This is a genomic window from Thalassospira sp. GB04J01, from assembly GCF_000751115.1.
GTDB lineage: Bacteria > Pseudomonadota > Alphaproteobacteria > Rhodospirillales > Thalassospiraceae > Thalassospira > Thalassospira lucentensis.
The window spans coordinates 355631-382046 of sequence record NZ_CCDX020000012.1 but is presented as its reverse complement, the minus strand read 5'-3'; the positions used below and the strand labels follow the sequence as shown (position 1 = coordinate 382046).

Below are 26416 nucleotides of genomic sequence, written 5' to 3'. Positions count from 1 at the left end.
ATTGAGAAGGCCGGTTTTTTTTGACAGGTATTCTTACGGACCCCATCTGGCCTTGCGTCGGTTGTGCTGATCGGGCAAAACAGGGCGCATCAGGATTTGGTCCAATCCATGTCGGGACATCCCCCATCCCGTCTTTTGTAAAACTCAAAAGCAGGTTCAGATAATGGCTGACTTCAATACGCTTGACGGTGTCAATGTCGCTGGCAAGCGCGTTTTGCTGCGCGCTGATCTTAACGTCCCGATGAAAGACGGTGTTGTCGGGGATACGACCCGTATCGACCGAACCGTTCCCGGACTGATCGAATTGGCCGATGCCGGTGCGAAACTGGTTGTAATCACCCATTTTGGCCGTCCGAAAGGTGCACGTGTGCCGGAAATGTCACTTAAACCGGTCGCAGAGGCACTTGCCAAACAGCTTGGTCGTCCTGTGAAGTTTGCCGATGATTGCATTGGTGATACGGCAGCAGGTGTTGTGAACAGTCTTGAAAACGGTGAGATCGCCCTTTTGGAAAATCTGCGCTATCACGCAGAAGAAGAAAAAAACGATCCGGCATTTGCCGCCGAACTGGCCAAGCTTGGCGATATTTATGTCAATGATGCCTTTTCATGCGCGCACCGTGCACATGCTTCAACCGAGGGACTGGCACGCGCGTTGCCGTCTTATGCAGGTCGTTTGATGCAGGTCGAACTCGAAGCCTTGAGCGAGGCGCTTGAAGCACCGAAACATCCGGTGATGGCGATTGTTGGTGGTGCCAAGATTTCGACCAAACTTGATCTTTTGGGCAATCTGGTTGCCAAGGTTGATCAGCTTGTCATTGGCGGCGGCATGGCCAATACGTTCTTGGCCGCCAAGGGTGTCAATGTTGGTAAATCGCTGTGCGAGCATGATCTTCTTGAAACAGCACGCGAAATTTTCAAAAAGGCCGAAGCCGCCAATTGCGAGATTGTGTTGCCGGTCGATGGTCTGGTGGCCAAGGAATTTGCTGCCAATGCGCCGCATGATGTTTCCGACATCAATGATGTTGCGGATGACGGTATGATCCTTGATGCCGGTCCAAAAACGATCAAAGACCTTAATAAACGACTGGAATCGTGCGAAACACTGGTGTGGAACGGGCCTCTGGGTGCGTTTGAAATCACCCCGTTTGACACGGCAACCGTTTCGGTTGCACAGCATGCAGCCAAACTGACCAAGGAAGGCAAACTTCTTTCGGTTGCTGGCGGTGGTGATACGGTCGCTGCCCTGCGCCATGCCAATTCTGATCAGGCATTTTCCTATGTCTCGACCGCGGGTGGTGCTTTCCTTGAGTGGCTGGAAGGCAAGGTTCTTCCGGGTGTTGCGGCCCTGCGCGGTTAATCCTGTCGCACCACAGAACGTTAAAATGACAAACCCCGCCAAATTGGCGGGGTTTTCTTTTGTATCCCGAAATGTCGCAGCATTGCTCAATAGACGCAGAGTCGGGGCAAACAATTTGATGAGGAGCATTCCGGCTTGTTTGCCGTGGTCACTCAGCTTTTTCTTGATAGAAAATGAGGCCGATGCTCCGCAAAACTGGCGGGACCGATCGAATGATGTGGGCCAGCCCTAAAACAAGCACGCCATGTGATGTGCCAACATTTCCAGACATGACATCATCAAAAAGTGTGTCGCCGGTATCATTCAGGGCGGTGAACAGTAATATGAAGCCAACAGCAGCATCTACCCATTGGTTGCGGATCCAGGATTCCACCTTTTTTAGCAACGGAAACATCAATTAACCTCTTTTGCGAACGAGAGAGAGGCCGCAGGGAAGTCTTTTCGTGAGTTTTGGCTCTTTTAATCTGGTTTCCGACATTTGGGACGAGTTGGGCAAAGTCAAATTCGTTGCGGCCGTTATTTTGCTAAATTGTGGCGAAAAACATCATGGTTGAGGTTTGCTCGAAGGTCGAGCCTCTTTGTTCATTCGAGCCAAAAGCCGGTCTTATTGTTCGTTAACGTCCGGCAGGCTGCTTTGGGCTGTGATTTGCATGATCTCGTCGCGGTCCGACAGAAACGCAGCATATCCATTTTCCATCATCGCCCCACCCAGTTCGATATAAACCGTAAAAAGGCGCGATAGGGTGTCGGCTTCGTCAGCATCAAGAACGGACAGCAATTCGCCAGAGCGGGCCTGACCGGTTTCAAAATGTTCCCAAGCATGTTCCATCAGGATCGAGCCCAGAAGATTAAGATCGCTATACCGGCCCTGACCGATAGCGTTGCGAATTTCGCCAATTGTAATATCGGCTGCAATCAAAACTTCGGACGGGATGGTGACGAGGCGGTCGGGGCCTTTGATGTCTTCGGGAAGGTCGCGCAGGATATGGATGATGTAGCAGAAAATCGCCATGTCGCGCGCATGATACAGCGGTGCGTTCGTCAGCGGCGACGTATAGCCAATTGCCTCATCATACCGTGCCGACAGCAGATAAACGAAAATCGATGCCGGTGCGGCAGTCGCACCCTCGCAATAGGAAATGAAATCGTCCCATTCATCCATCGGGTCTTCGGCAATATCGCGGCGCAAGGCGTCGGCAAGTTCGATCCATGGATCGGTTGCAAGATCGCTGCGTCCCAGTGTTTGACGTAAGGCGTCATAGACATTTTCATCAAGAGGGCCGGTTTCGGGCAGGGGATTGGGCTTGTCAGCCTTGGATGCAACAATCTGTGCTTGCCAGTTATCAAGGGTCGCAAGGACGTTTTCACGGTCGAGTTGACGTTCGGTGTCTGGCAGTTCGAGAAAACCGTCGTCGACAATATCGTCAATCACCCGCATGGAGGCGTAACTTGCCAAAAAGAACCGCTGGCGTTCCGGGCTAAGCCGCATGGCAGCGCGATAAAGATTGGCATTCTTGGCCGAAGCAAGCGCATTGCAGGCGTCAAATGGTGCGCCAAGGATGACTTGTTCGGGCTGGTGCGGAGTGCTCATGCGCGTTTATATGTCCCTGTGTTTCCTGCCAAGAGTCATACAGGACAGCAAGGTGACGCAACAAGGTATTTGATGGTTGATCGGCCAAAAGATACAACGGCCAAGATGGATCAAAACTCGATCCGGTAGCGTGCGGTCAGGCCCAGCATGGCATCAATGCCATCAAGCATGCCTTGATGCGTTTGGGAAGGTGTCAGGCTGTGCGATACGCTGCCGTGCAGCCCGATCCAGATGTCTTCAAGCGGCATGAAGGATAAGGATGCAGCAAACCCGGCATCATCAAAACCGCTGCTGCCATCCGAGAGCATAATACGCGATGAGCGCGTTTGATGCTCATAGCTTCCGGCTTCATAAGCACCGAAATTATCCGACCTTGAACCGCTGAGATCGACAAAGGGTCCGACGGCAATGCCGACATCCGGGGTTGGGGCATAGCCAAGGCCAACTTGCGCACTCATACCGTTTCTGTCGGTGGTCTGCCCGTTAAGTTCAAGCCAGACCTGTCCGGCGTCATCAGTGTTGTTGGTGTCATCGGGGCTTATTTGGATGCCATATGTTGTGCGGCCGGAGATATAGCGCCCCAAACTGTTATGGCCAGCCGGGGGTAAAATGCCTGACATAAGATTGCCACCCGGCACAAGGTAGGATGATGACGACGAGGGTGCATCAGTCATGGTTGATGTCGCCGTTGATTGCGCATAGGCAGCATCCAGCGGGCCAAATCCGAATACGGTGGCCAGCGGTGCTGCAAGCAGCCAGTTGATCGACAAATGCGGATTCGTCATGCGGCTTGTTCCCAAGCAGTAAGAAACAGCACAACATTCGACGCGAGGCTCAGGACAAAGCCTGTACGCTGGCCAACTTGGGCAAGATCGGTGTCGGTCCCATACCAACGATGTATCTGTTCGCGGCGTTAATTATTTTGGCTCAACGTTTCGCGAACAGTCAGGCATCAGGCTATTTGGGCCGGGTTTTGTATGGTGCGGCATTCGTTTGGGAATGCCTATTGCGATTGGCCGGTCAAAAATGCCCTGATTGCGTTTATTTGTGCTCTGTCATTCAAATGGGGAGCGTGCCCGCAGTTCGCTACTGCGAAAATCGGCATTTGTGGTTTTTTTTGTTTCATCTTGTCGACGATGCGACGCGGTATCAGGTCGGATTGTTCACCGCTGATCAGCATAACGGGGCAGGGAAGCGCATCAAAAACGTCCCATGCATCAAAAGAATCAATATGTTCGGCAAAAACGCGCATGACTTCGGGATCGTAATGCATCATGAAATTACCATTGGGCAGACGCCGAACTGAACGCGATGCCAAAAACGACCAAGTTGCATCATCTTTGACCCCGAATGGGGCATAGATCATCCGAACGATCTTTTCGACCTCGTCGATTGTTTCAAATTCCGGTGCAGCACCAACGTAGGATTTAATACGGTCAACGGCACCTTGATCCAGTTCGGGGCCGATATCATTGAGAACCAGCTTTTCAATGCGCCCGGCGACTTCGGCGGTGGCATAAAGTCCAATCAACCCACCCATTGATGTGCCAATCCAGTCGCACGTATCGACATTGAAATGATCAAGCATCTCAAACGTCTGGGCGACATAAAACGGGACGGTATATTCCTGATCGGGGTTCTTTGCCCAGCTTGAAAAGCCCCGTCCGATCATGGTTGGGCACAGCACGTAATACTGATCGGTAAAATGCGGTGCGACATGATCGAAATCATCTGCCAGACGGGCAAGGCCGTGGCTCATGATCAGGGGGCGTTTGGACGGATCGCCCCAGCTTCGGACATGCATTTCATAGCCGCAAGCTTTGACGAAATGTTCGCGAAAGTCAGCCATGGGAATGTTCCTGTCATAAGTTGGGCGTTATGGTCGGCTTTATGCCGTGCGTTTGCGCGCAATCATGAAAAGCCGGTTGAATGGAAAAAGGGTGCGGCCATCGTCGCGCGGGGGATAAACCTGAGACAGCCGTGCCTTGTATTTTTCGGTAAATTTTGCGCGGGCTTCGTCATCGGGCAGGGCCGCCATAACCGGACGCAGTGTGGTTGAGCTGACCCAGTTGTGCACCGGGTCCTCGCCGGTCAGCACATGGCAATATTGGGTTTGCCAAAGATCAATGTCGTCACATTCCGGTGCCATCGCATCAAAATAGTCGCCGGGGCGCATGATGCGTGCGGCATGCATGGCCTTGGCCACTTCCTTGGGCCAATCAAGACCGGCTTCGCCGATCAATTGGTGGCTGGGAGCAAGGAAATTATTGGGGACCTGAATAGCCAGCAACCCACCGGGGCGCACGAAACTTAAAAGACGTGGAAACAGTTTTGAATGGTCAGGCACCCAATGAAGGGCGGCATTGGAAAACAGAAGGTCGACTTTCTCTTCTGGTTCCCAACTGGCGATATCACCCTTTTGCCAGTCGATGTTTTCGTCGCGCTTTTGCGCGGTGTCGATCATTTCATCAGATGAATCGACACCGACAATTTTAACGTCATCGGTCGCGGTGCCCGGATAAGCCGCCGCCAGCAATGCGGTGACATTGCCCGGGCCGCAGCCCAGATCAACGATGTGACGCGGTGAAAATCCGTCGGCCGCTTTGGGTAAGCGGGCAATCAGGTCGATGGCCGGTCGTTGGCGTTCATTGCCAAACAAACCGTAGCGGGCAGGATCCCAATGTGTATTGCTCATAGACTATCCCTAACGCGCATCGACCCGGATTGAAACCTGTTAGTTGCAAGGGTTTGTATGCTGATTACGCGTGGTCGGCTTCTTCAAGCTGATCATAATGGCCTTTGATCAGGTGGAACATGAACAAGACAGCGCCAATAAACAGGGCCAGGCCGACAAAATAAGAATAACCGTCATGCGAACCCGACGCATAAAACAGGCCGAAAATGCCGACCACGATGGTCAGAACACCAAAGATAACCCGATCCGTACCCATGTTGGAACTCCTCTAAACCACTGGTATTTTGTATGTCATGAAATTGGGTGAAAAACACGTCGCAATCAAGCCGCGATGGTGGGGTTATAGACCCTTCATTTCACGAATTCTTTGCGGTACATCACGAAATGACTCAGCAATTTGCAAATAAACCGGTCGTTTGAACGGTACAATCAGGTCGGGCAAAGTGACAAAGTCCGTCCAGCGCCACGCATCAAATTCAGGATTGGGCACATCAATCTTGATGTGTTTGTCTTTGCCGGTAAAGCGCATGGCGAACCATTTTTGTTTTTGGCCGCGATAGGCGCCCTTGAACGCCTTGCCGATCAAATGGTCCGGCAGATCGTAGGTCAACCAGTCAGGTGTTTCAGCAACGACTTCAGCCTTATCGGTGCCGATTTCTTCTTTAAGTTCGCGCATGGCGGCATCAAGGGCAGTTTCGCCGTCATCAATCCCGCCTTGGGGCAGTTGCCAAGCCCCTTCAAAACCAAGTCGGTTGCCCATCCAGACCAGACCGTCGGTATTAAAGAGGGCAATGCCGACACAGGGTCGATAGGGCAGGTCTTCGGCCTGAACCTTTGGGGTGTTGGGTATTGGGGTATCCATGTCGGTTGCCGGGGTGGTGGTTTTGGTCTTACGCGCCATGATGGCTCCTGACTACGGAAGTACCAGACAAGACTGGCACTTTTTCCAGCTAGTTTTCAATGGTGTTGGTTGGCTCGGCAGATCCGTCGCCATTTTCTTGCGCGGCGGCAGCTTCGTTTTCCAGTTGTTCGGCCTGACGCCTTGCGGCTTCTGCTTCGTCGGCGGACTGGGCGGTGACCTGACGGTTTGCAAGGGCACTTACAGGCGCGAGAACAACGCCTTGCCGACGCAATCTGAATGCCCAGTTTTTAAGCCGCTGAATGGTGACAGGATAGGATTGGGCAAAGCCGATGGCTGCACCATTGCGTTTGGCCAGTTCAACCAGTTCGTTTAACCGAGCATCAATTTCGCGACGGCTGGGAACGTCATCAATCACGATGTTACCAACGGCATTTGGCGAACTGGCATTTGCGGCCAGTTGCGCGCCATAGCTTGCGATGCCGCTGTTGGATCCTTCGACATACATCAGACCCGACCGGGTGATGATTTCAAGCACCGGACGGATGGCGCTATCCATGCTGCCAAACTTTGATCCCTGATGGCTGACAAGTCCGGCGTATCCCGGGAACCGGGCCAGCAACCATTCAAGCCGGACAAGGTTTTCGCCCTCGGACAGGGAGGTCAGAAGCGCACGCGGTCCCGGATCAGAAAGCGGAAAATCATTGGGTTCCATCGGGACTTGCAAGAAGACTTCATGGCCCATGGCGCGCGCATCCATTGCGACCTTGGCAATGTCGCGGGCATAGGGTGAAATCCCCAAAGAGATGTTCAGTGGCAGATCATTGATGGCAGCCTCTGTGCGGGCTGTATTCAAACCCACACCGGTGAGGATGATGGCGACATAAGGCTGATTCTCGACGGTTTCAAAGGGACGTTTATAGGCGTCAAACGGGGTTGTCCCATCATCCCCAATCCGTGGAATTCGCCCAAAGCTGCCTTCTTCGTCAAGGCCAGGTACGGGTGCGGGGCGCAAGGGATCAGGTTCAATCGGATCGTCAATTGTGCCTTCTTCTGCGATCAGGGCCGCGAGTTCTTCGGGGGTTGGCTGCGTACTGTCGCCTGCGGTGCCGTCTTGATTGGGGGCGCCGATCAGATCAGACACACCCTCGAGCTGATTGGCGATATCGTCTGAAGTTTGTCCGTTTTCAGGTGTGCCGTCCGGCGCATTTGCGTCTTGGGCGGCGCGATCACGATCCTGCACATCCTGAACGCCGCGCGAAATTTCTTCCTGAAGTTCACGCTCAGATCCGGGCACTGCAACGGTGGCCTTGGGGCCACCAAGATGGAACAGGCGCCATCCGGTTTCAGGATCAAGAACCGGGATCATGGCAACGGCTGTTGCCCCAAACGGGAAAATGAAAAGCGTGATGATCAGAAGTTTAGACAGCCAGCTGCGCCGCGATTTCGGGCGCTTCGGCATTTTCTTGACCTGAACTTCAATCGGCAATTCGCTGAACAGAAGGTCGTCTTCGTCAACGCCGTCGGATGCGGCGTTATCCGCATCCGACATGGCGTCGTTCATCCCATCGTCGAGGTCATCAGCCATATCATCGGCCATGTCCTCGTCGAAATCGCCGTTCTTTTTCTTACCGAACGGCAAAGAATTTAGGATTTTCCTGAACACGACTTGTCAGTCTCTCACGATGCCGTTCTGGTCCTTAACCTTGCGGGCGCGGACCAAACAGGGAAATGCCCCTAATCATATCCAGCGCACGCGACAGCTGATAATCATCAATCGAAAGCTGTTCGGCATCATCGCGCCGGGAATTTGCATCCTTTTCCGCATCTGACGTGCCTTCATCTTCATTACGCAATGCGCCACTGAGCGATGCTTCGGAGCGACGTACATCGCTTTCAAGGCTTTCGACGCGGGCTTGCGGGACGATGATGTCAGGTACGATGCCGACTTCCTGAATGGATTTTCCAGACGGGGTGTAGTAGCGCGCTGTCGTCAGACGAAGGGCGACGTTGCCTGGCATCGGTAGGATGGTTTGCACCGATCCCTTGCCAAAGCTGCGTGTACCCATGATCACGGCACGGCGATGATCCTGAAGCGCACCGGCAACAATTTCAGATGCCGAAGCAGACCCGTCATTAATCAGAACAACCATCGGCAGGCCCTCGGCCAGATCGCCAGTACGGGCGTTATAGCGTTCGGTGTTTTCCGTGTCGCGCGGACGGGTAGAGACGATTTCACCCTTATCAAGAAACGCATCGGAAACCGAAATTGCCTGATCAAGCAAACCGCCCGGATTGTTGCGCATGTCAATCACCAGACCTTTGATTTCCGGGCCGATCTGATCGCGCATGTCGCCAATGGCGCGCTGCAGTCCGCTAAAGGTTTGTTCGTTGAATTTGGTGATCCGGATATAGCCAATGTCTTCTTTGACTTCGGCGCGGACCGATTGGATTTTGATCACCGCCCGGGTCAGCGTGACATCGAACGGGGCCTGTTCACCCTTGCGGATGATGGTCAGAATGATGTCGGTATTGACCTTGCCACGCATCATTTCGACGGCATCGTTCAGTGTTTTGCCACGGATGGCGGTGCCATCAATATGGGTGATGAAATCGCCCGGCTGAAGACCGGCCTTCTCAGCAGGCGTGTCATAGATTGGCGAGATGACTTTGACAAAGCCTTCTTCCATCGTGACTTCGATGCCAAGTCCGCCGAACTCGCCGCGCGTGTCGACCTGCATTTCCTCGAAATTATCCATGTTCAGATAAGAGGAATGCGGATCAAGCGATGTCAGCATGCCGTTGATGGCAGCTTCTATAAGCTGCTTATCATCGACTTTTTCGACATATTTTGTTTTGACCTGTTCAAAAACATCGCCAAACAGGTTCAACAGGCGATAGGTCTCGGCCGAGGAGCTTGAAGACTGCGCCAAACTTGGCGACGCAAGGCCGAAAGTCATGCCGGTCGCGAGAGCGAGTACTGCCAATCGAGAGGTTTTCATCCACTTACCTTGCCGTTTTTCGAGGCCAGCCACGGAAGCGGATTAATCGCTTCTCCGTCCTGACGCATCTCCAGATACAGTTTTGGCGCAGTTTCACCCATAATACCAACAGGTTCGCCAGCCAACACATATTGTCCTACCACACTGTCGAGCCGATCAAAACCGGCGATAAGACTATGGTATCCTTCGCCGTGTTCGATAATCAAGAGGCGACCGTAACCGCGGAAAGGACCAGAAAAGACAACTTTACCGTCAAAAGGGGAGACAACCTGCGCATTTTCGCGTGTGCTGATCTCGATCCCCTTTGACCGGGCGACGGTTAAACCGTCGGGCCCACGTGATTTTTCACCAAACAGTGTGACGACTTTGCCACTGACGGGCATGCGCAAATGGCCACGCGCCAATGTGATGGAACTGCCAACCGCAAACTTTTCGTCATCCGCACTTTCCGCACTGGGGGCATTGCCCTTTTCGGCGGGTGGTTTGGGTGGTTCATTTTTCGCAATCGTCGAGGTGCCCAGCGTATCACTATCGGGTTCGGTGCGCTTGGCTAATTGTGGTTCGGGCTGTTGTTTGATCGGCTCGTCCGGGCGCATGCGCGGTATCGGCAGCCCTTCGGCGCGTGTGCGCAAGGTCGCCAACAGGTCACCAAGTGACTTTGCTTCGTCGGCAAGCTTGCTGACGGCTTTGGCGGCTTCGCGGGCTTCTGCCTCTGTTTCGGACCGCAAACGGCGTTTTTCATCAAGTAACGTGGCAAGGGATCCGCGTTCTTGTTGCAGGGCGGCAGTTGCCGTTGCCATTTCTTCGCGGCGGTCGCGGATGTCAGCGCGCAATGTCGAGATGTCATGCAGTTCGTTGCGCAAATCACGCGCATGCTGTTCAACACCGGGCAGGGCGGCCTTTAACAGAACCGCAGACCGCAAGGTATCTTGCGGTGATGTTGGCAGCGCAATCACGGCCTCGGGCGGGGTGGTTGAAAGCCGCTGAAGCGCCATCAGAATGCGGGCATATTGCCCGGCCTTGTCTTCGAGGCTGGTATTGGCGCGTTTTTCACGTGCCTCAAGCGTTTCGAGCTGATCTTCAAGGTCGGTCAGGGTCGTTTCAAGCCGTTGGGTACGGCGTGCAACCGAAATGGCCTCGGATTGCAGGGCTTGTTCTTCGGTCCACAACTCACGCGATTTACGCGACAGGAATTCTTCCTGTTTTTGCTGTTCGGAAAGCTGATTCTCAAGCTGATCGAGTTTACGATCAACCTTTTGCAGCGATTGGGCAAAAGAAGGCGCTGCCCCGCCTGCGACCAGAACTGCAAAAGCAGCCAGCGCAGGCAGGGACATCTTTGAAGCTGTGTTAGCTCGCAAGAAGCGCATCATGTCCTTTCAGCCCCTTAAGCAAGGGGGTGCCGGTCATCTCATCTGGCTGGGCAACACCAAGCAATTGCAGCAATGTCGGTGCGACATCGGCAAGACGCCCATTTTCAAGCGTTACCCCTTCTGGACCGTTAACAAGAATGGTCGGGACCAGATTAAGCGTATGGGCGGTGTGTGGTTCGCCGGTTTCCGGATTGACCATGACTTCGCAATTGCCGTGGTCGGCGGTCACAAACGCAACCCCGCCAACCGATTTGATCGCGTCAATTACTTGCCCAAGGCAGGTGTCGACCGCTTCGGCAGCTTTCATCGCAGCACTCAGAATGCCGCTATGGCCAACCATATCGGGATTGGCGAAATTCAGGATGATCGCGTCATAGGTTTCCGCCTTGATTGCGGCAACCAGTTTTTCGGTAACTTCCGGGGCAGACATTTCAGGTTGTAGGTCATAGGTTGCGACCTTGGGCGATGCCACCAGAATACGGTCTTCGCCCTCAAATACCTGTTCTTCGCCGCCGTTAAAGAAGAACGACACATGCGGATATTTTTCGGTTTCCGCAATGCGGAGCTGTTTGAGCCCTGCCTTGGAAACCACTTCGCCAAAGATATTTGGCAGAACCTGTGGTGGGTATATCGCATCCATATAGGCCGCATGGGCTGATGAATATTCGACCATACCCACGGCAACGGCGAAGTTGACCGGCGTGCCACGATCAAACCCGTCAAATTCCGGGGCACAGAGGGCGGCCAGAATTTCACGCGCGCGGTCCGCACGGAAATTGGTCATCAACAGACCATCGCCATCCTTGATTCCGTCAAAATCACCAATCACGGTTGGCAGAACAAACTCATCGGTGGTGTCGGCGTCATAGGCGGCCTTAATCGCAGCTTCGGCACTTTGCGCGGTGCGGCCATCTGCGTAATTTTTGCCCTGCACCATTGCAAAATAGGCCTGACTGACACGTTCCCAGCGATTGTCACGGTCCATCGCGTAATAGCGACCGGTCACTGTGGCAATTTCAACTTTGGCATCTCCAATAAGGGCGCGGAATTTCTCAAGGAATTTGGCGGCACTTTTAGGCGCGGTATCGCGCCCATCAAGGTACGCATGGATTTTGACTGGAATCCCAGCCCGCGCAATAATCTTTGCCAAGGCTGCCATATGGACTTGATGGGAATGAACCCCACCGTCCGACAGGAGACCGGCGATGTGGCAAACGCCTTTGCTGTCGGTCAGTGTGGCGATGATTTTTTTGACCGCATCGGTGTTGGCAATGGAACCGGTTTTGACAGCTTCGTCAATTTTGGGCAGTTCCTGCATGACAACACGACCAGCCCCAAGGTTCATGTGACCGACTTCCGAATTGCCCATCTGACCCTCGGGCAGGCCAACATCCAGACCACAGGCCTTTAAAAAACCGGTCGGATAGGTGGCATAAAGTTCATCCCAGACAGGCGTGTTGGCCAAGGCAACAGCGTTGTCCTTGGTTTCTTCACGATATCCCCAGCCGTCCAGAATGCACAGCACCACAGGACGCGGGCGCTTTACGGAATTCAACTCAGTCACGTTCATAAACCCCACAGATAAGAATACAAATACAGATAAAGGCTGAATTTCCTGTAAATATGGTGACTTACAGGACTGTTCGCCAGAAATCCTGTTGTGCGCACTGGGTGGGACAGCCGTCAATCACATCAGGAAAATGTTCGATACCGGTAATTTAGCATGAAACCCCCGTGATAGCAGCTACCCGACAGGTGAATTTTTTGCAGGTGCAAAGCTGCTTTTTGACAGGCGAGCAGTGCACGGATACTCTTGCCGACAACGGTGATCCTCAGAGGTGACATTTATGGCATCTCGTACCGTGACGGGAGAGTTCGACCATTGCCGTGGTCGGCGCCGAAGGAGCAATCGCCCCAAAAAACTCTCAGGCAGATGGACCGTCGCGGATTGAGGCTCTGGAGAGAGAAAAAGAAAGTCGCATCTAACATATCAGGGCGATGTTCGGATTCCACCGAAGGATGAAATCCGGTTGGCAGAAACATTGTTTTTGCAAACAGGGGTACAATCTCAGGTCAAGGGACAGAGGGGGCGAGACACCGGTTCGCAAACGGCGCGACTTTTCGCGCGTTCAAGAGCCGTGAAGGAGGCCCTTTATGACCAATGTTCCCGCCACCGATCCCTCTTCGGGATCGCAAGACAGATCATCACATGATGTAAACCTGTCTGTTGTCGATCTTTATACCATCGGGATCGGACCATCGAGTTCGCATACGGTTGGCCCGATGCGTGCGGGATACCGGTTTTGTCTTGAGCTTGAAGCGCGCAATCTTTTGGCCAATACAGGCAGTGTGATTGTCGATTTGTATGGCTCGCTTGCCCTGACCGGCAAGGGACATGCGACCGATACGGCGGTGATTATGGGGCTTTGCGGGCAACGGCCGCGCAGCATCGATCCCGACCAAATCCCCCCAACCATTGCCGCGATTGACGCCAATAAGCAGCTTTCACTGTATGGGCAGCATGCGGTGGCGTTTAACCGCGATACCAATCTGGTTTTTCATTTTACCGAAACTCTGCCGCAGCATCCCAACGGCATGCGCATTACCGCCTTTGACGGTGATGGGGTTAAAATCCACGCACAGGAATATTTTTCGGTCGGTGGTGGGTTTATTGTGTCTGGCGATGATCGTGGGGCGGAATATTCCGGCGATAACATTACCCTGCCATTCCCATTTTCATCAGCCGATGAGCTGATGGAGATCTGTAAGCGTGAAGGACAGTCGATTTCCGACATCATGATGGCCAACGAGCAAAGCTGGCGGGTGGCTGAGGAAACCATCGAATTTCTTGATCGGGTGCACGGCGCGATGATGGCCTGCATTGATCGGGGCTGCAAAACCGATGGTATCTTGCCTGGCGGACTAAAAGTCAAACGCCGGGCCAGCAAGCTTTATCATGAGTTAACCGACAAACCTGAAGCGGGCCTTCGAGATCCGCTGACCGTGATCGACTGGGTTAATCTTTATGCGCTCGCGGTGAACGAAGAAAATGCTGCGGGTGGGCGGGTTGTGACCGCACCGACCAACGGGGCGGCCGGGGTTATTCCAGCAGTGCTGCGCTATTACGAACGGTTCGGGGCCAATGCCAGCCAGATTAAAATTCGTGAGTTTCTTCTGACGGCAGCGGCGATTGGATCGATCTATAAAAAGCGTGCATCGATTTCGGCTGCCGAGGTTGGCTGTCAGGGGGAGGTCGGGGTTGCCTGTTCAATGGCTGCCGGGGCTTTGTGTGCGGTCATGGGCGGAACGCCAGAACAAGTTGAGAATGCCGCCGAAATTGGTATGGAGCATAATCTTGGTCTGACCTGCGATCCGATTGGCGGGCTTGTGCAGGTGCCCTGCATCGAACGCAATACCATGGGGGCGGTTAAGGCGATCAATGCAGCCCGGCTGGCGCTGCGTGGTGATGGGCAGCACACAGTGTCACTTGATAAGGTGATCGAAACCATGCGCCAAACGGGACTCGACATGCAAAGTAAGTACAAGGAAACCAGCCAGGGTGGTCTTGCGGTTAATGTGAACGTTGTTGAGTGCTAAAAGCTGTTCGGAAGAATAGGGTGTGAAATCAATGCCTTCGGATGTGATGTTCGGAGGCATTGATGTGTCTGGCCTCTTTATTGCCATCGTTGGTTGGCAATCTGTTATGGTTGATTGAGGGAAAAGGGGCAAAGACCCCACCAAAGGTTGGATATAAACACATGAGCAAAAAGCTGTTCCGCATTTACATTGCGGTCAGTCTGGATGGCTTTATCGCGCGTGCCAATGGTGCGGTCGACTGGCTGGATCAATATGATCCGGCGGAATTCGATTTTGATAGCTTTCTGGACACCGTCGGGACCTTGATTATTGGCCGGAAGACCTTTGATCAGGTCATGCAATTTGGCGACTGGCCGTATGAGGACTGTCGCACCATCGTTTTGACATCCCGTGAGTTGCCAAAAGACCGCCCGGCCAATACAGAGGCCTATGGTGGCAGCATCATCGAACTGGTTGATCAACTGCGGAGCAACCGGGCTGATGATGGTGACATCTGGATCGTTGGTGGGGGATCGGTGGTGACACAGTTCCTGTTTGGTGGTTTTGCCGACCAGCTTGATATCTTTACGGTTCCCGAAGTTCTCGGACAGGGGATTTCGTTGTTCGGGCAAGATGCGGGTGGGATTAAGCCGAAATTGCTGGCCACCGAGCGCTATAATTCAGGGGTTGTCCGTTCCCAATACGGATTGCATTAAAAAACGGAAAATCGCGCCGGAGCCAAACCGTTCTGGTGCGATTCCTGTTTTATGATCTTTGCTCAGGCGTGCCTGTTTCATCACCCGCCGCAGTTTTCTTTTCGCGAGTGTAATGAGCGAAGTTTAATCCGCCGGGGTGGGTTATTCGCGGTGGTAGGGATGGTTGGTCTGGATGGCGTGGGCGCGGAAAAGCTGTTCGGCAATAAGGGCTCGCACCAGCATATGAGGCCACGTGGCCTTACCCAGTGACCAAAGCGTATTGGCGCGCGATTTCAAGGCGGGCCCGTGCCCGTCTGCTCCGCCAATCACGAATGCGATATTGCCGGCATATTGGTCAATCCAGCCTTCAAGTTTTTGGGAAAACTCGATCGATCCGTATTCCTTGCCGCGTTCATCAAGGGCGACAACGAACGCGTTGTCAGGGATGACGCCCAGCAGAAGTTCTGCTTCGCGGTCTTTAAGCTGATTGGGGGGGAGTTTTTTCTTTTCTTCGACTTCGCGGACAACGAATGGCCAGCGAAGGCGCGCGGCATAATGGTCAAACAGGTCTTTTTCCGGGCCAGATTTCATGCGGCCCACAGCAGCAAGAGTAATTTGCATACGTTTGATCCAGACCTTTGACCGGGCCGTTATCTTGAGTGTCGTCTTGACAACATCGCGCAGTATGAAGCCGATACTGCGTGCAACCGCCTGATTGCACGCAGGCCAGCGACATGCCCAAACAAAGGGTGCTGACTGTTAGTACAGTCGCGCGGCCTGCTGTTTGAGTGCCGGATTTTCAACGCCCCACATCTCTTCGATGTTGTAGAACGCACGTACTTCCGAGCGGAACAGATGAACAATGACGTCGCCGGTATCAACCAGCACCCAGTCACCCTGTTCTTTGCCTTCGGCGGCAGCGCGGCCTTGTCCAGCGGCTTTGATGGCTTCGACAATATGTTCTGCCATGGAAGCGACACGACGTGACGATGAACCGGTTGCAATGATCATATGATCTGCAATCGACGTCTTGTCGGTCAGTTCGATGGTGACAATGTCTTCTGCCTTGTCTTCTGCGAGAGTACTCTGGATCAGCGAAAGCATTTCGCTCGGGTTCAGAGTTGTTTTTGCGGTACCTATGGTCGCCACCTTAATTTTCCGCGGGATGCCCCGGCATGTCGCCGACAGCAAAATTCACCGCGTTGCTTACACCTGCCATCTGCCTTCGGCGCGAATTGCGGTCGAAGATGCCGGATGGCGCTTGATTGGCAGGTATACCCAGGCCGGAACATTTAGATCGGCCAGCAAACCCGCCTTGTCCATCGGGATGCGCCAACGTTCCATACGGCGCGCAGCGGTCCCGGACAATGCCTTGTTAGAATACCCTTCACGGTCGATAACCGCAATGGGAGCATGCAAAATCAACCTGTCCCACCATTTCCATTTATGGAACTGGGCCAGATTGTCTGCTCCCATCAGCCAAACAAATCGTGTTTGGGTAAAGCGACGTTGCAAGGCTGCAAGAGTGTCCGCCGTATAGCGGGTTCCGAGCTCGGTTTCAATTGCAGAAACCACAATGCGGGGATGCTTTGCCATCATTAGTGCAGAATCAAAGCGATCCGCGAGGTCAGCCATGCCATCGCGCGACTTCAGCGGGTTCTGCGGTGACACAAGCCACCATACCGCATCAAGTTGCAGGCGTTTTAATGCCTCAAGCGAGATATGCAGGTGGCCTTCGTGGGCGGGATTAAACGACCCGCCTAGCAAACCGACCCGTGGTGGGGCCAAATGTGATCTTGGTGCAGCAGCAATCATGGGCGCGTTTGGCCTGTGCCGCGAACGATGTATTTATAACTTGTCAGCTGTTCGACTCCGACCGGTCCGCGCGCATGCAGCTTGCCCGTAGAAATGCCAATTTCCGCCCCCATACCAAATTCACCACCATCGGCGAACTGGGTTGATGCATTGACGATCACAATCCCCGAATCAACTCCGTTCATGAACGTCGTGGCGGCGGCTGCATTTTCGGCAATGATCGCATCAGTGTGGTGAGAGCCGTACGTATTGATATGATTAACTGCATCCGTAACGCCGTTGACGACTTTGATCGAAACAATTGCATCAAGATATTCGGTCACCCAATCCTCGTCCGTAGCCGGTTTGATATGGCCGTCAATTGATTGCGCGATGTCATCGCCGCGCAACTCGCACCCCTTAGCGACAAGGGCTTCGGCAATGCGCGGCAGAAGGCGACCGGCAACAGAGCTGTCGATCAGGATGGTTTCGGTTGAGCCACACACACCGACACGGCGCATCTTGGCATTGACGACAATGTCGACAGCCTTTTGCGGATTGGCGCTGGCATGGACATAGGTATGGCACAGCCCTTCGAGGTGCTTAAACAGCGGAATGCGGCTTTCATCGGTGATGCGCGCAATCAGGGATTTCCCCCCGCGCGGTACAATCACATCAATATAATCGGACAGTTTCAGCATCTCGCCCACAGCGGCACGATCTGTCGTCGGGATCATCTGGATGGCATTGTCGGGTAGGCCTGCTTTGGCAATGCCTTTAGCCATGCAGTCAAAAATTGCGCGTGACGAATGAAAACTTTCCGACCCACCGCGCAAGATCGCAGCATTGCCAGATTTGATGCACATCGCACTGGCATCTGCGGTGACGTTCGGGCGGCTTTCATAAATGATCCCGATGACGCCAAGCGGTACCGAAACGCGCGCAATATCAAGCCCGTTATGTTCGGGACTCCAACGTGCCAGTTCACGACCGACCGGGTCGGGCAGTTCTGCAACGGCCTCGATACCTGCTGCCATGCCTTCGATCCGGGCCGGATCAAGGGCCAAACGATCGAGAAGGGCGTCGGTTAGTCCCTTGACACGACCGGCTTCCATATCCTTGGCATTGGCGGCAAGGATCGCATCTGCATTCTCGCGCAGCTTGGCAGCCGCCGCTTTCAGGGCAGAGATTTTTGGTTCTGACGGGACCTGTGCAAGTTCCAGCGCTGCTTTGCGTGCATTGATGCCCATATCGCGCATCATTGCTGCGATATCCTGGTTTTTGATACTGGCAAGAGCCGTCATGGTCCTGTTTCCGTTCCTTTAAGCGTGTGCGTCTTCGATCCGCATGATGGATCGTTCTTTTTGTGATTTTATCAACAAATTGACAAAATAGACCGCAAACCGTTTATCCGCAATGATCTTGGGATCAAAATACTTATCCGTGATCGAGCCTGCGACGATTCTCTTTAGGACAGTGCGGTTTGCTCCGACGGGGTCAAGTCGACTTAAGCTTGCCAAACCGGGTGTGCCGTTCCATTTGTTGATGACAGAATGAAAAGGCACACCGTCAGAGCATACCGCAATGCCGCCGGTGACCATTTGGGGATAAGATTTTGAAAAATATGGGTTCCGGCCAGTCAACTGCGCGCGCAGAGCTTGGCGTTGTTAAGAACTTTTTGCCGTATTTGTGGCCACGCGGCGAGTTTGAGCTTCGCGCACGTGTCGTCATTGCCCTGTTGTTTCTTGTCGGGGCAAAAGTTGCCAATGTCTATATGCCGGTACTGTACAAATATGCCGTTGATGCGTTGGGCGGGGCAGGACAGAAAACTGGCCAGGCCGCGTCTAGTGGCACAGATACCACATCATTGATAGTTGTCCCCGTTGCCCTGATTGTCGGGTACGGGATGGTGCGCATTCTGGTGTCGGCCTTTGGCGAATTGCGTGATGCGGTTTTTGCCAAGGTGGCACAACGTGCCATTCGCACATCTGCCCTTGGTGTATTTGAACATCTTCACGGGCTTTCGTTGCGGTTCCATCTGGACCGTCAGATGGGCGGGTTGTCGCGGGCGATTGAACGCGGGGTCAAGGGGATTGAGTTCCTGTTGTCCTTCATGCTGTTCAATATTTTGCCTACCCTGCTTGAGATTTTCATGGTCTCGGCAATTCTGTGGGCGCTGTATGATTTCTGGTTTGCGCTGATCACGTTTGTCACCATCGTGATTTATATTGCCTTTACCCTGATCGTCACCGAATGGCGGATGAAGTTCCGCCGCGAAATGAACCAGCGTGATGACGAAGCCAACACCAAGGCCATCGACAGCCTGATCAATTACGAGACGGTCAAATATTTCAACAACGAACCCCACGAAGCAAAGCGCTATGATGCGGCCCTGCGTGGGTATGAAACGGCTGCTGTTTTGTCTCAGGTATCGTTGTCAAAACTCAACATCGGGCAGGGTGCGATCATTGCCGTTGGGTTGGTTCTGAATATGCTTTTGGCGGCCAAGGGCGTTCAGGACGGCAACATGACGGTTGGTGACTTTGTGCTGGTCAATACCTACCTGTTGCAGCTTTATATGCCGCTCAACTTCCTTGGGTTTGTCTATCGTCAGATCAAACAGTCTCTTACCGATATGGAACGGATGTTTTCGTTGCTCGACGTCGACAAGGAAGTTGAAGACAAGGCAGGATCGGCTGAGCTGGCATGCAGCGATGCGGCCATCCGGTTTGAGGATGTAAAGTTTTCCTATAACCCGGACCGCGAGATCCTAAAGGGTGTCAGTTTTGAGGTGCCAGCGGGCAAGACGGTTGCGGTTGTCGGGCCAAGTGGGGCAGGTAAATCGACGCTGACGCGGCTGATGTTCCGGTTCTATGACGTGTCGGCAGGACGGATCACCATCGACGGGCAGGATATCCGCGATGTGACGCAAAACTCGCTCCGTCGGGAAATCGGGATCGTGCCGCAGGACACCGTTCTGTTTAACGACACGATTGCCTATAATATCTCCTACGGGCGTCCGGGGGCTGCGCAGTCCGAAATCGAAGATGTCACCAAACTTGCCAGCATCGACGGCTTTATCGAAGGCCTGCCCGAAGGGTTCAAAACCAAAGTCGGCGAGCGTGGTCTTAAACTGTCGGGGGGTGAAAAACAGCGTGTGTCGATTGCGCGTATGTTGCTTAAACGCCCGAAAATCATGATTTTTGACGAAGCCACCTCCGCCCTTGATACCCGGACCGAAAAGGATATCCAGCAGGCGTTGCGCGACGTGTCACGCGGGCACACAACCTTGATCATTGCGCACCGTCTTTCAACCGTGATTGATGCTGATGAGATCATCGTTCTTCGCGATGGACAGGTGGCCGAGCGCGGTCGTCATCAGGACCTTTTGAGCCAAGAGGGGCTTTATGCCGAGATGTGGGCACAGCAACAGGAGCTCCGCGAGGCCGAGGAACTCCTTGCCCATGCCGGTGAAATTCCCGGGTAGGCGAAATTTGGACTGGACCCTTGTGACGTCATCCCCAAATAATGGGTGACGTCACATTCTTTGGGGGAAAGTCTGTTGTCTAAAATAACACGTCGTCAGCTTCACGCATTACAAGCACATCAAGACCATGATGGTCATCATCATGCGCATCGCCATGACGCACATTCCCATATCCATGAACCGATGGATGAGGGGCAATATGCCGGTGACAATCGTGATGACGTTGACCGCATGCGTCGGAATGTTCTGGTTGGGATGGGTATGTTGCCGTTGGGGGGGATGGTCTTAAATCCCATGCATCAGGCATGGGCGCTCAGCAACGAAGTCAACATTCGCGAAGACAGTCGGTATCGTTACATCACATCCAATGCGATCCCGGACCATTCCATGGGAAGTTTCCCCAATAGAAGCAACCCGAATTCAATCAAGGCTCAGTCGTTCGAATTTCGATTGCCGATTAATCCTGAACGCAGTGGCCGGTTCATGCCCAACCCGCGCAATTTATTTGGTGTCGCGGTAAATGGTGTGCCCTTTGATCCGTTTACGGCGGAGTTCTGGCAACGTGACCGCCAATCGGGTTGGCGCTACGAGGCGATTTCACCGACATTGGATTTGGGGCTTGATCAGAACAATGCCCATGTGCAGCCAAACGGCACGTATCATTATCACGGTGTACCCAAGGGATTGATCAAAAGCTGGTCACCAGATCAGCATTCCATTCGCATCGGTTTTGCCGCCGATGGTTTTCCGATTTATGCAATGTTTGGCTATGAAAACCCCAATGATCCGAATTCGCCGATCACACCATTGCGCAGTTCATGGCAGGTCAAAAGCGGTACCCGCCCAGGTGGTCCGGGTGGAAAATATGACGGCACGTATGGCGAGGATTTTGAATTTGTTCCGGGCCTTGGTGATTTGGATGAAGCCAACGGCCGCGAAACGATCACCCCGGAATATCCAAACGGCACATATGCCTATTTCGTAACTGAGTCTTTCCCGTTTATTCCACGCATGTTGGCCGGCATTTCAGATCCCAGTTTTGACAAGGGACCGGGCGGCATGCCGGCTGGTGGCAAAGCTGGGGGGCCAAATGGCGGTCCCCCGGGTGGTCCCGGCGGACGCCCCAAACCGGGTCGAGAGGGTTTCCCCGGCCAACGCCCCCCACTTGGCAAGCCGCCGCGCTAAGACGAGTTTGACCGATATCGCAATCAGAACGCCAAAGAGAAAAGGCGTTCTGATCCGCCGGTCTTCAGGGCAGTGGTCCGAAAGCCTGTGTCAGGTCAAGCAGCCACAATGCGGTGCTGATGGTAATGAAGGACAGTGAGGTTGCAACCATTAGAGATGCGGCACATAATCCTTCATGGCCATAGCGTTGCCCCAGTATTGGAAAAATGCTGAGCATCGGGGAGCAGGCAAAAGAAACGCAGGCGATTTGCATGATCGGATCAATATCAGGAAGCAGCCAAACCAGTGTGAAAACTGCCAGCGGATGCAAAATTAGTTTTCCGCTGACGATGCGGGCAAGATCGGCGCGCAGACCTTTAAGTTTAAGTCCCACCAGACCGCCGCCGATGACAAACAAGGCGACTGGCCCGGATGCCGACGCCAGCATATCGACGGCTGTAAAAATCGGGCGCGGAATGACCCATCCTGAAAGCGAAATACACAGACCAACGACAATGCCGATAATGATCGGGCTTTTGCCAAGATTAAGGAACGCCTTGCCCAAAACGCGCCCTTTGCTTTGATCCTCGTTCTGGCCACTGTCGCCCAGAACAAGTGCCATTGGCATCATCACAAGGGTTTCGATCATCACACATAGGGCCAAACCCACCTCGGCGGCTGGTCCCAATAGCTGCAAAGCAATGGGATACCCGACAAATCCGCTGTTGCAAAACGACATTCCCGTGCCCTGAAGTGTTGCGTTTGGTTGCTTTTTCTTCGCAATTTTAAGGGCGTAAAAATATCCGAATGCGAACACGATGAGCGATCCGCCGCCATAAGCCATCAGATAAATTGGTTCGATGATCTCGGAAATATCGCGTTGCGCCATGGCCCGGATTAAAAGGCATGGCAGGGCAAAGTTCATGACAAATGCCCCCATGCCCCGGACAATGGTCTGTGGAACGATGTTGCGATAAACGGCAAAATAGCCAACCGCGATAATCAGGAAAATCGGTGTGGTGATGGCAAGGATGTCAAGCATCTTACAGATGGATCCGATACGTGGGGTGGCAAGAAAACCGCGCGGAAAAGCGTATTGCAACCAAGGGATTGGAAGGAAGTGTTGCGTTAGGTATCACCTTTGCGTAACGCAGGGTCAAGAAACAGAACGGATTTGATCATGAACCAAACGGTGATGGATTGGCCTGATCCCTTATGTGCGGCGGCCTTTCACGGGTTGGAAAAACTGCAACAGGCATCTGAGGTTGGCGCAAACGCAGCTTTGGCGTTGCAGCACGCGGATATTCTTGGCCTTTTGGCGGAATTTGATCCGGTGATCGCGGGAACCTTGCCAATCGCGATCAACACGGAACAGTCCGATATAGATATCCTGTGCCATGCGGTCGATCTGTCGCGGTTCAATGACTGTGTCGACAGCACATTTTCGAGTTACCCACACTATCGTCGTCACCAGCGCGCGCCGACAAACAATGTCGGGGTGGCTAGTGTTGTACGATTTGAGTGCGCCGGGAGTGATTGTAACGGGTTTGAAGTTGAGATTTTTGCAACCGATTGCCCGAGTACAGCCCAATACGGATTTATCCATATGCTGGCAGAGGCCAGAATTCTTTCCCTGCTTGGACCCGATTTCGCAAAGCGTGTTCGGGCACTTAAGCGCCAGAATGTGAAAACCGAACCGGCGTTTGCGCAGTTGTTAAGGCTTTCGGGTGATCCCTATATTGGGGTGGCGGAACTTGCAAACATGTCGATGGCTGAAATGGCAGCGTTTGTTAACCGCAAGTGGCTGTCCGCGGCTGGCAGACAGGATGTCTAACCTATGTGGCGGGAATACTGAGCGCTTTATAGACAACGTTTTCAATACCTTGTGATTTTGCTGATCCAAGGGCTTCTTGGGCAACGCCAAGAATTTGATTTGCCGTGAAATGTTGCTTTGCCACCGGTGGTGCCCATGTTGCGCCAACACTGATGGTAATGCGGGTGGGGTTGCCGTCAGCATCATAGAACCGGCACTGTTCGCGGACGGTGTCACAGAGTTTGAAGCCAAGAAAGCTTGTCTGTTCTTCACGGACTGTTGGCATCAGACAGGCAAAATCGGAACCATCAATATGCCCGACGACATCGCGGTCACGCAGGCTTGATGTGATGGCCGCAGAAATAGCCTGAATGATATGCTCGGCTGTTTCATCGCCGTAGTTCTGTTCCAGCTTATCAAATTGATCAATTTCAAACCGGTATATTGCAAGCGGTGTGTTTTGCAGTCTGGCATTGATCAGCTCACGATGAAGAAATTCAACAATACCGGTTTTGTTCCAGATGCCGGTCAATGGATCAATCAGCATCCGGTGTTTGGCCGGTTCGAGATCATCAAGGACCTGTTGTGGACTGCGCGCACCATAGCGTATGGCGATGGTTGTTTCGGCCCAATGCCCCAAGTCTTCAAGAATTTGAATGTCTTCCGCAGAGAATGTGCGCGCGACGCTGTCCACAATACACAGGGCGCCGATTTTAAAGCCATCTGGATTGGTTAAAGGCACACCGGCATAGGCCCGAACATGCGGAACGCCAGTGACCAATGGATTATCGGTGAAACGCTGATCGCTTGTTGCATCTTCGACGACAAACGGGACATCGTCATTAATCACATGGCCGCAAAATGAAATGTCACGCGGGGTTTCGGTTGTCGGTTGATTGATGTTGGATTTGAAAAACTGTCGATCATTGTCGAGAAGTGAAATCGCAACGACTTCCGAGCCGAAGATACGCTGTGCAACACGTGTGATGCGGTCCAGTTCCGGGTCGGCTTTGCTGGTCAGAATACCCATGCTTTCAAGGGATTTCTGACGGGCATATTCGTTATCTGGCCGCTGTGCGGATTTCACTCTTCATCCCCCGATGCCCCAAAGCCCTTTTGACGGTCAAGTTTTAGGGATTTTGGAAACAGGATCAAGTCAGCATTTTTTGATTAAGACGTGGTTTGACCCAGACTTCAGATGCCTGCTGCAACCTGTCTAAACGTGGTCGGTTTATTATTCTTCGAGCGTTTCAAGGCTGCCATGTTCATCAAGCGGGATGTAACGCACCGTATCACGACCCCCTTCTTTTGCTTCGTACAGGGCATCGTCGGCCGTTTGTAATACCTGATCGGAACTGTATTTCGTCGTCGCGTGCGGCGATAACCATGTCGCACCGACACTTACCGTCACCGACACCAGCTCGCCGTCTTTGTTGGTGACTTTGCATTGCTCACGGAATGTTTCGCAAAGCTTGTAGCCAAGATACATCATCCGTTCCAGGCGCAACCCGGGCAGAATACAGACGAATTCTTCACCGCCAAACCGCCCGATGATGTCCTGGTCGCGCATGCTGGATGCCATGATTTCAGAGATCGACTGTATCACCTTGTCGCCGATCAAATGACCATAGGTGTCATTGACCCGTTTGAAATGATCAATATCAAGCATGAAGATGCCAACCGGCGCGCTTTTGATTTGTGCCGATGAAATCTCGCGCCCCAGCAGTTCTTCAAGCCCGCGCCGGTTCCATATACCTGTCAGCGTATCAATCAGAACGTCACGTTGTGCGGTATTGAGGTCTTCGAGAAGTTGTTTCTGGCTGCGTTCGCTATAGCGCAGCGCAATTACGGTTTCGACCCAATGGGCAAGGTCCTGAAGCGTTGCGATTTCGTCCTTTGTAAAATCGCGTTTTTTGCTATCAATGATGCAAAGCGTGCCAAGCTTGTATCCTTGCTGATTGGAAATCGGAACGCCAAGGTATGATCGGATTTCTGGGCCCCCTGTCACAAGTGGGTTGTCGTGAAACCGATCATCATCAAGCGCGTTGGAGACAACAAGTGGTGCATCATGCATCACCGCATGGCCACAAAATGAAATGTCGCGACCTGTTTCTGAAACAGAAAGATTTACGCGCGACTTAAAGAATTGCCGATCATTGTCGAGTAACGATATCGCAACGATATCGGATCCGAACAAACGTTCGGCCAGCCGCGTAATGCGATCAAGTTCCGGATCGCGCGGCGTTGAGAGCAATCCCATTGCTTCGAGTGATTTTTGACGATCAACTTCGTCAGAAGGAACGGGCGCTGGTTTCACAAATCGATCTCCTAGCTTTCTCAGCCGAGATTTAGAAAATACGGGACAGTCTCAACACGTTTCATCAGCAAGTCGGTTGTGCGTTAAAGCAACTCGAAACCAGCTTGCACCGCGAAGCGTTATGGGCTCATGGCGTAATGACCCATCCCAACCCAGGCAATTGATATCCCTTAATCAGGTTGGTTCGATTAGCCCGTATTTAAAGGTAGACCCTAAGTATAATCTACCGAAGGTGTCAATCGACCATCGATGTGATGTGCACGGTGTCGCCACATTGAATGGTGCCGTCTTTGATGACACGGCATGTCACACCGCCGCGCCAATCTGGACGAAGGGCTTCTTCAAGGCCTTTTGCGGCGTCTTCCATCCGGCGACACGGGTCGGTCTCCCCGGTGATTTCAAACACGACTGAGCCAATTGAAATTTTGGCTCCGATGTCACGCGGAAGGGGGATGCCGCTGACCAGAAGGTTTGCGCGCCGGGTCGTCCAGGGAAGATCTGTTCGATCAATAACCGCGCAGGCTGTTTGCCAGTCTTCGTTCGACAGGATGGTAACCTGACGTTTACGCAATTTTCCCCGATAATCGCCATCCACGCCCAATGCCGTCGAACATGTGATTTGTTCGAGCGTCTCCATCGGGGCGCGCGATTTCGCCTTACGCGCGATCCCGATAAGTTTGGCTTGTCCGGTCATGC

The 26416-nt window shown here is 53.2% G+C and carries 26 protein-coding genes and 1 riboswitch; of the genes, 6 read left to right on the top strand and 20 right to left on the bottom strand.

Annotated elements, in window-relative coordinates:
- The first annotated feature begins 163 nt into the window (after window positions 1–163).
- Entirely contained in the window at window positions 164–1357 is a 1194-nt protein-coding gene (locus AMM48_RS13025) for a phosphoglycerate kinase (RefSeq protein WP_102784389.1), read from the top strand.
- 148 nt (window positions 1358–1505) lie between these two features.
- Here the strand turns inward: AMM48_RS13025 and AMM48_RS13020 are convergent, their stop codons facing one another.
- From AMM48_RS13020 to gpmI, 11 genes are all read right to left on the bottom strand, one after another.
- Entirely contained in the window at window positions 1506–1751 is a 246-nt protein-coding gene (locus AMM48_RS13020; protein ID WP_101303089.1) for a hypothetical protein, read from the bottom strand.
- A 210-nt stretch (window positions 1752–1961) separates the two neighbouring features.
- The gene (locus AMM48_RS13015; protein ID WP_102784388.1) at window positions 1962–2948 is read right to left on the bottom strand and encodes a squalene/phytoene synthase family protein; all 987 of its coding nucleotides are present in this window, start codon (window positions 2946–2948) and stop codon (window positions 1962–1964) included.
- A 110-nt stretch (window positions 2949–3058) separates the two neighbouring features.
- Window positions 3059–3733, bottom strand: a complete 675-nt coding sequence (locus AMM48_RS13010; protein ID WP_102784387.1) for a hypothetical protein — start codon at window positions 3731–3733, stop codon at window positions 3059–3061.
- A gap of 218 nt (window positions 3734–3951) precedes the next feature.
- A complete protein-coding gene (locus AMM48_RS13005; RefSeq protein ID WP_101303084.1) occupies window positions 3952–4797 on the bottom strand; it encodes an alpha/beta hydrolase in 846 nt (281 codons plus the stop codon).
- A 39-nt stretch (window positions 4798–4836) separates the two neighbouring features.
- Complete coding sequence (locus AMM48_RS13000; RefSeq protein WP_102784386.1) at window positions 4837–5643, bottom strand: methyltransferase domain-containing protein; 807 nt, start codon at window positions 5641–5643, stop codon at window positions 4837–4839.
- Between the two features lie 64 nt (window positions 5644–5707).
- On the bottom strand, window positions 5708–5899 hold the full coding sequence (locus AMM48_RS12995; protein WP_022731629.1) for a hypothetical protein: 192 nt from the start codon (window positions 5897–5899) through the stop codon (window positions 5708–5710).
- An 84-nt stretch (window positions 5900–5983) separates the two neighbouring features.
- Window positions 5984–6505 carry an RNA pyrophosphohydrolase gene (locus AMM48_RS12990; RefSeq protein WP_102784513.1) on the bottom strand — a complete coding sequence of 174 codons (522 nt, stop codon included), beginning with the start codon at window positions 6503–6505 and terminating at the stop codon, window positions 5984–5986.
- An 88-nt stretch (window positions 6506–6593) separates the two neighbouring features.
- Entirely contained in the window at window positions 6594–8168 is a 1575-nt protein-coding gene (locus AMM48_RS12985) for a divergent polysaccharide deacetylase family protein (protein WP_244271224.1), read from the bottom strand.
- 34 nt (window positions 8169–8202) lie between these two features.
- Window positions 8203–9462 (bottom strand): S41 family peptidase, encoded by a 1260-nt coding sequence (locus AMM48_RS12980; RefSeq protein ID WP_244271233.1) that lies wholly within the window; start codon window positions 9460–9462, stop codon window positions 8203–8205.
- A gap of 38 nt (window positions 9463–9500) precedes the next feature.
- The gene (locus AMM48_RS12975) at window positions 9501–10838 is read right to left on the bottom strand and encodes a peptidoglycan DD-metalloendopeptidase family protein (protein WP_244271223.1); all 1338 of its coding nucleotides are present in this window, start codon (window positions 10836–10838) and stop codon (window positions 9501–9503) included.
- A 13-nt stretch (window positions 10839–10851) separates the two neighbouring features.
- On the bottom strand, window positions 10852–12444 hold the full coding sequence (gene gpmI / locus AMM48_RS12970) for a 2,3-bisphosphoglycerate-independent phosphoglycerate mutase (RefSeq protein ID WP_102784512.1): 1593 nt from the start codon (window positions 12442–12444) through the stop codon (window positions 10852–10854).
- A 286-nt stretch (window positions 12445–12730) separates the two neighbouring features.
- A riboswitch (glycine riboswitch) is annotated at window positions 12731–12825 on the top strand.
- Window positions 12826–13028: 203 nt separating this feature from the next.
- On the opposite strand from gpmI, the gene AMM48_RS12965 reads away from it, so the two are divergent.
- The gene (locus AMM48_RS12965) at window positions 13029–14471 is read left to right on the top strand and encodes an L-serine ammonia-lyase (protein WP_102784382.1); all 1443 of its coding nucleotides are present in this window, start codon (window positions 13029–13031) and stop codon (window positions 14469–14471) included.
- A gap of 161 nt (window positions 14472–14632) precedes the next feature.
- A complete protein-coding gene (locus tag AMM48_RS12960) occupies window positions 14633–15166 on the top strand; it encodes a dihydrofolate reductase family protein (protein ID WP_101303353.1) in 534 nt (177 codons plus the stop codon).
- 141 nt (window positions 15167–15307) lie between these two features.
- Here AMM48_RS12960 and rlmH read toward each other — a convergent pair whose 3' ends face one another.
- From rlmH to AMM48_RS12935, 5 genes are all read right to left on the bottom strand, one after another.
- Window positions 15308–15766 (bottom strand): 23S rRNA (pseudouridine(1915)-N(3))-methyltransferase RlmH, encoded by a 459-nt coding sequence (rlmH, locus tag AMM48_RS12955; protein WP_022731621.1) that lies wholly within the window; start codon window positions 15764–15766, stop codon window positions 15308–15310.
- Between the two features lie 138 nt (window positions 15767–15904).
- Window positions 15905–16294: a ribosome silencing factor gene (gene rsfS / locus AMM48_RS12950; RefSeq protein WP_022731620.1), complete on the bottom strand. Its 390-nt coding sequence runs from the start codon at window positions 16292–16294 to the stop codon at window positions 15905–15907.
- Window positions 16295–16351: 57 nt separating this feature from the next.
- The gene (locus AMM48_RS12945) at window positions 16352–16960 is read right to left on the bottom strand and encodes a nicotinate-nucleotide adenylyltransferase (RefSeq protein ID WP_102784381.1); all 609 of its coding nucleotides are present in this window, start codon (window positions 16958–16960) and stop codon (window positions 16352–16354) included.
- Window positions 16957–18243: a glutamate-5-semialdehyde dehydrogenase gene (locus AMM48_RS12940; RefSeq protein ID WP_102784380.1), complete on the bottom strand. Its 1287-nt coding sequence runs from the start codon at window positions 18241–18243 to the stop codon at window positions 16957–16959. Before AMM48_RS12940 ends, AMM48_RS12945 begins: the two co-directional genes overlap by 4 nt.
- 18 nt (window positions 18244–18261) lie before the next feature.
- On the bottom strand, window positions 18262–18540 hold the full coding sequence (locus AMM48_RS12935; protein ID WP_102784379.1) for a hypothetical protein: 279 nt from the start codon (window positions 18538–18540) through the stop codon (window positions 18262–18264).
- Between the two features lie 23 nt (window positions 18541–18563).
- On the opposite strand from AMM48_RS12935, the gene AMM48_RS12930 reads away from it, so the two are divergent.
- Both AMM48_RS12930 and AMM48_RS12925 read left to right on the top strand, forming a co-directional pair.
- Window positions 18564–20426 (top strand): ABC transporter ATP-binding protein/permease, encoded by a 1863-nt coding sequence (locus AMM48_RS12930; protein ID WP_102784378.1) that lies wholly within the window; start codon window positions 18564–18566, stop codon window positions 20424–20426.
- A 75-nt stretch (window positions 20427–20501) separates the two neighbouring features.
- Window positions 20502–21611: a YHYH protein gene (locus AMM48_RS12925; RefSeq protein WP_146030409.1), complete on the top strand. Its 1110-nt coding sequence runs from the start codon at window positions 20502–20504 to the stop codon at window positions 21609–21611.
- A 64-nt stretch (window positions 21612–21675) separates the two neighbouring features.
- Here AMM48_RS12925 and AMM48_RS12920 read toward each other — a convergent pair whose 3' ends face one another.
- Window positions 21676–22632 carry an AEC family transporter gene (locus AMM48_RS12920; protein ID WP_102784376.1) on the bottom strand — a complete coding sequence of 319 codons (957 nt, stop codon included), beginning with the start codon at window positions 22630–22632 and terminating at the stop codon, window positions 21676–21678.
- 138 nt (window positions 22633–22770) lie between these two features.
- Between AMM48_RS12920 and AMM48_RS12915 the strand changes: the two genes are divergently transcribed.
- On the top strand, window positions 22771–23424 hold the full coding sequence (locus AMM48_RS12915; protein WP_102784375.1) for a DUF4269 domain-containing protein: 654 nt from the start codon (window positions 22771–22773) through the stop codon (window positions 23422–23424).
- Window position 23425: 1 nt separating this feature from the next.
- On the opposite strand, the gene AMM48_RS12910 is transcribed toward AMM48_RS12915, so the two are convergent.
- From AMM48_RS12910 to AMM48_RS12900, 3 genes are all read right to left on the bottom strand, one after another.
- On the bottom strand, window positions 23426–24490 hold the full coding sequence (locus AMM48_RS12910; RefSeq protein ID WP_102784374.1) for a sensor domain-containing diguanylate cyclase: 1065 nt from the start codon (window positions 24488–24490) through the stop codon (window positions 23426–23428).
- A 147-nt stretch (window positions 24491–24637) separates the two neighbouring features.
- On the bottom strand, window positions 24638–25720 hold the full coding sequence (locus AMM48_RS12905) for a sensor domain-containing diguanylate cyclase (protein ID WP_102784373.1): 1083 nt from the start codon (window positions 25718–25720) through the stop codon (window positions 24638–24640).
- A gap of 235 nt (window positions 25721–25955) precedes the next feature.
- Window positions 25956–26414 (bottom strand): MOSC domain-containing protein, encoded by a 459-nt coding sequence (locus AMM48_RS12900; protein WP_102784372.1) that lies wholly within the window; start codon window positions 26412–26414, stop codon window positions 25956–25958.
- Between the last annotated feature and the right edge of the window lie 2 nt (window positions 26415–26416).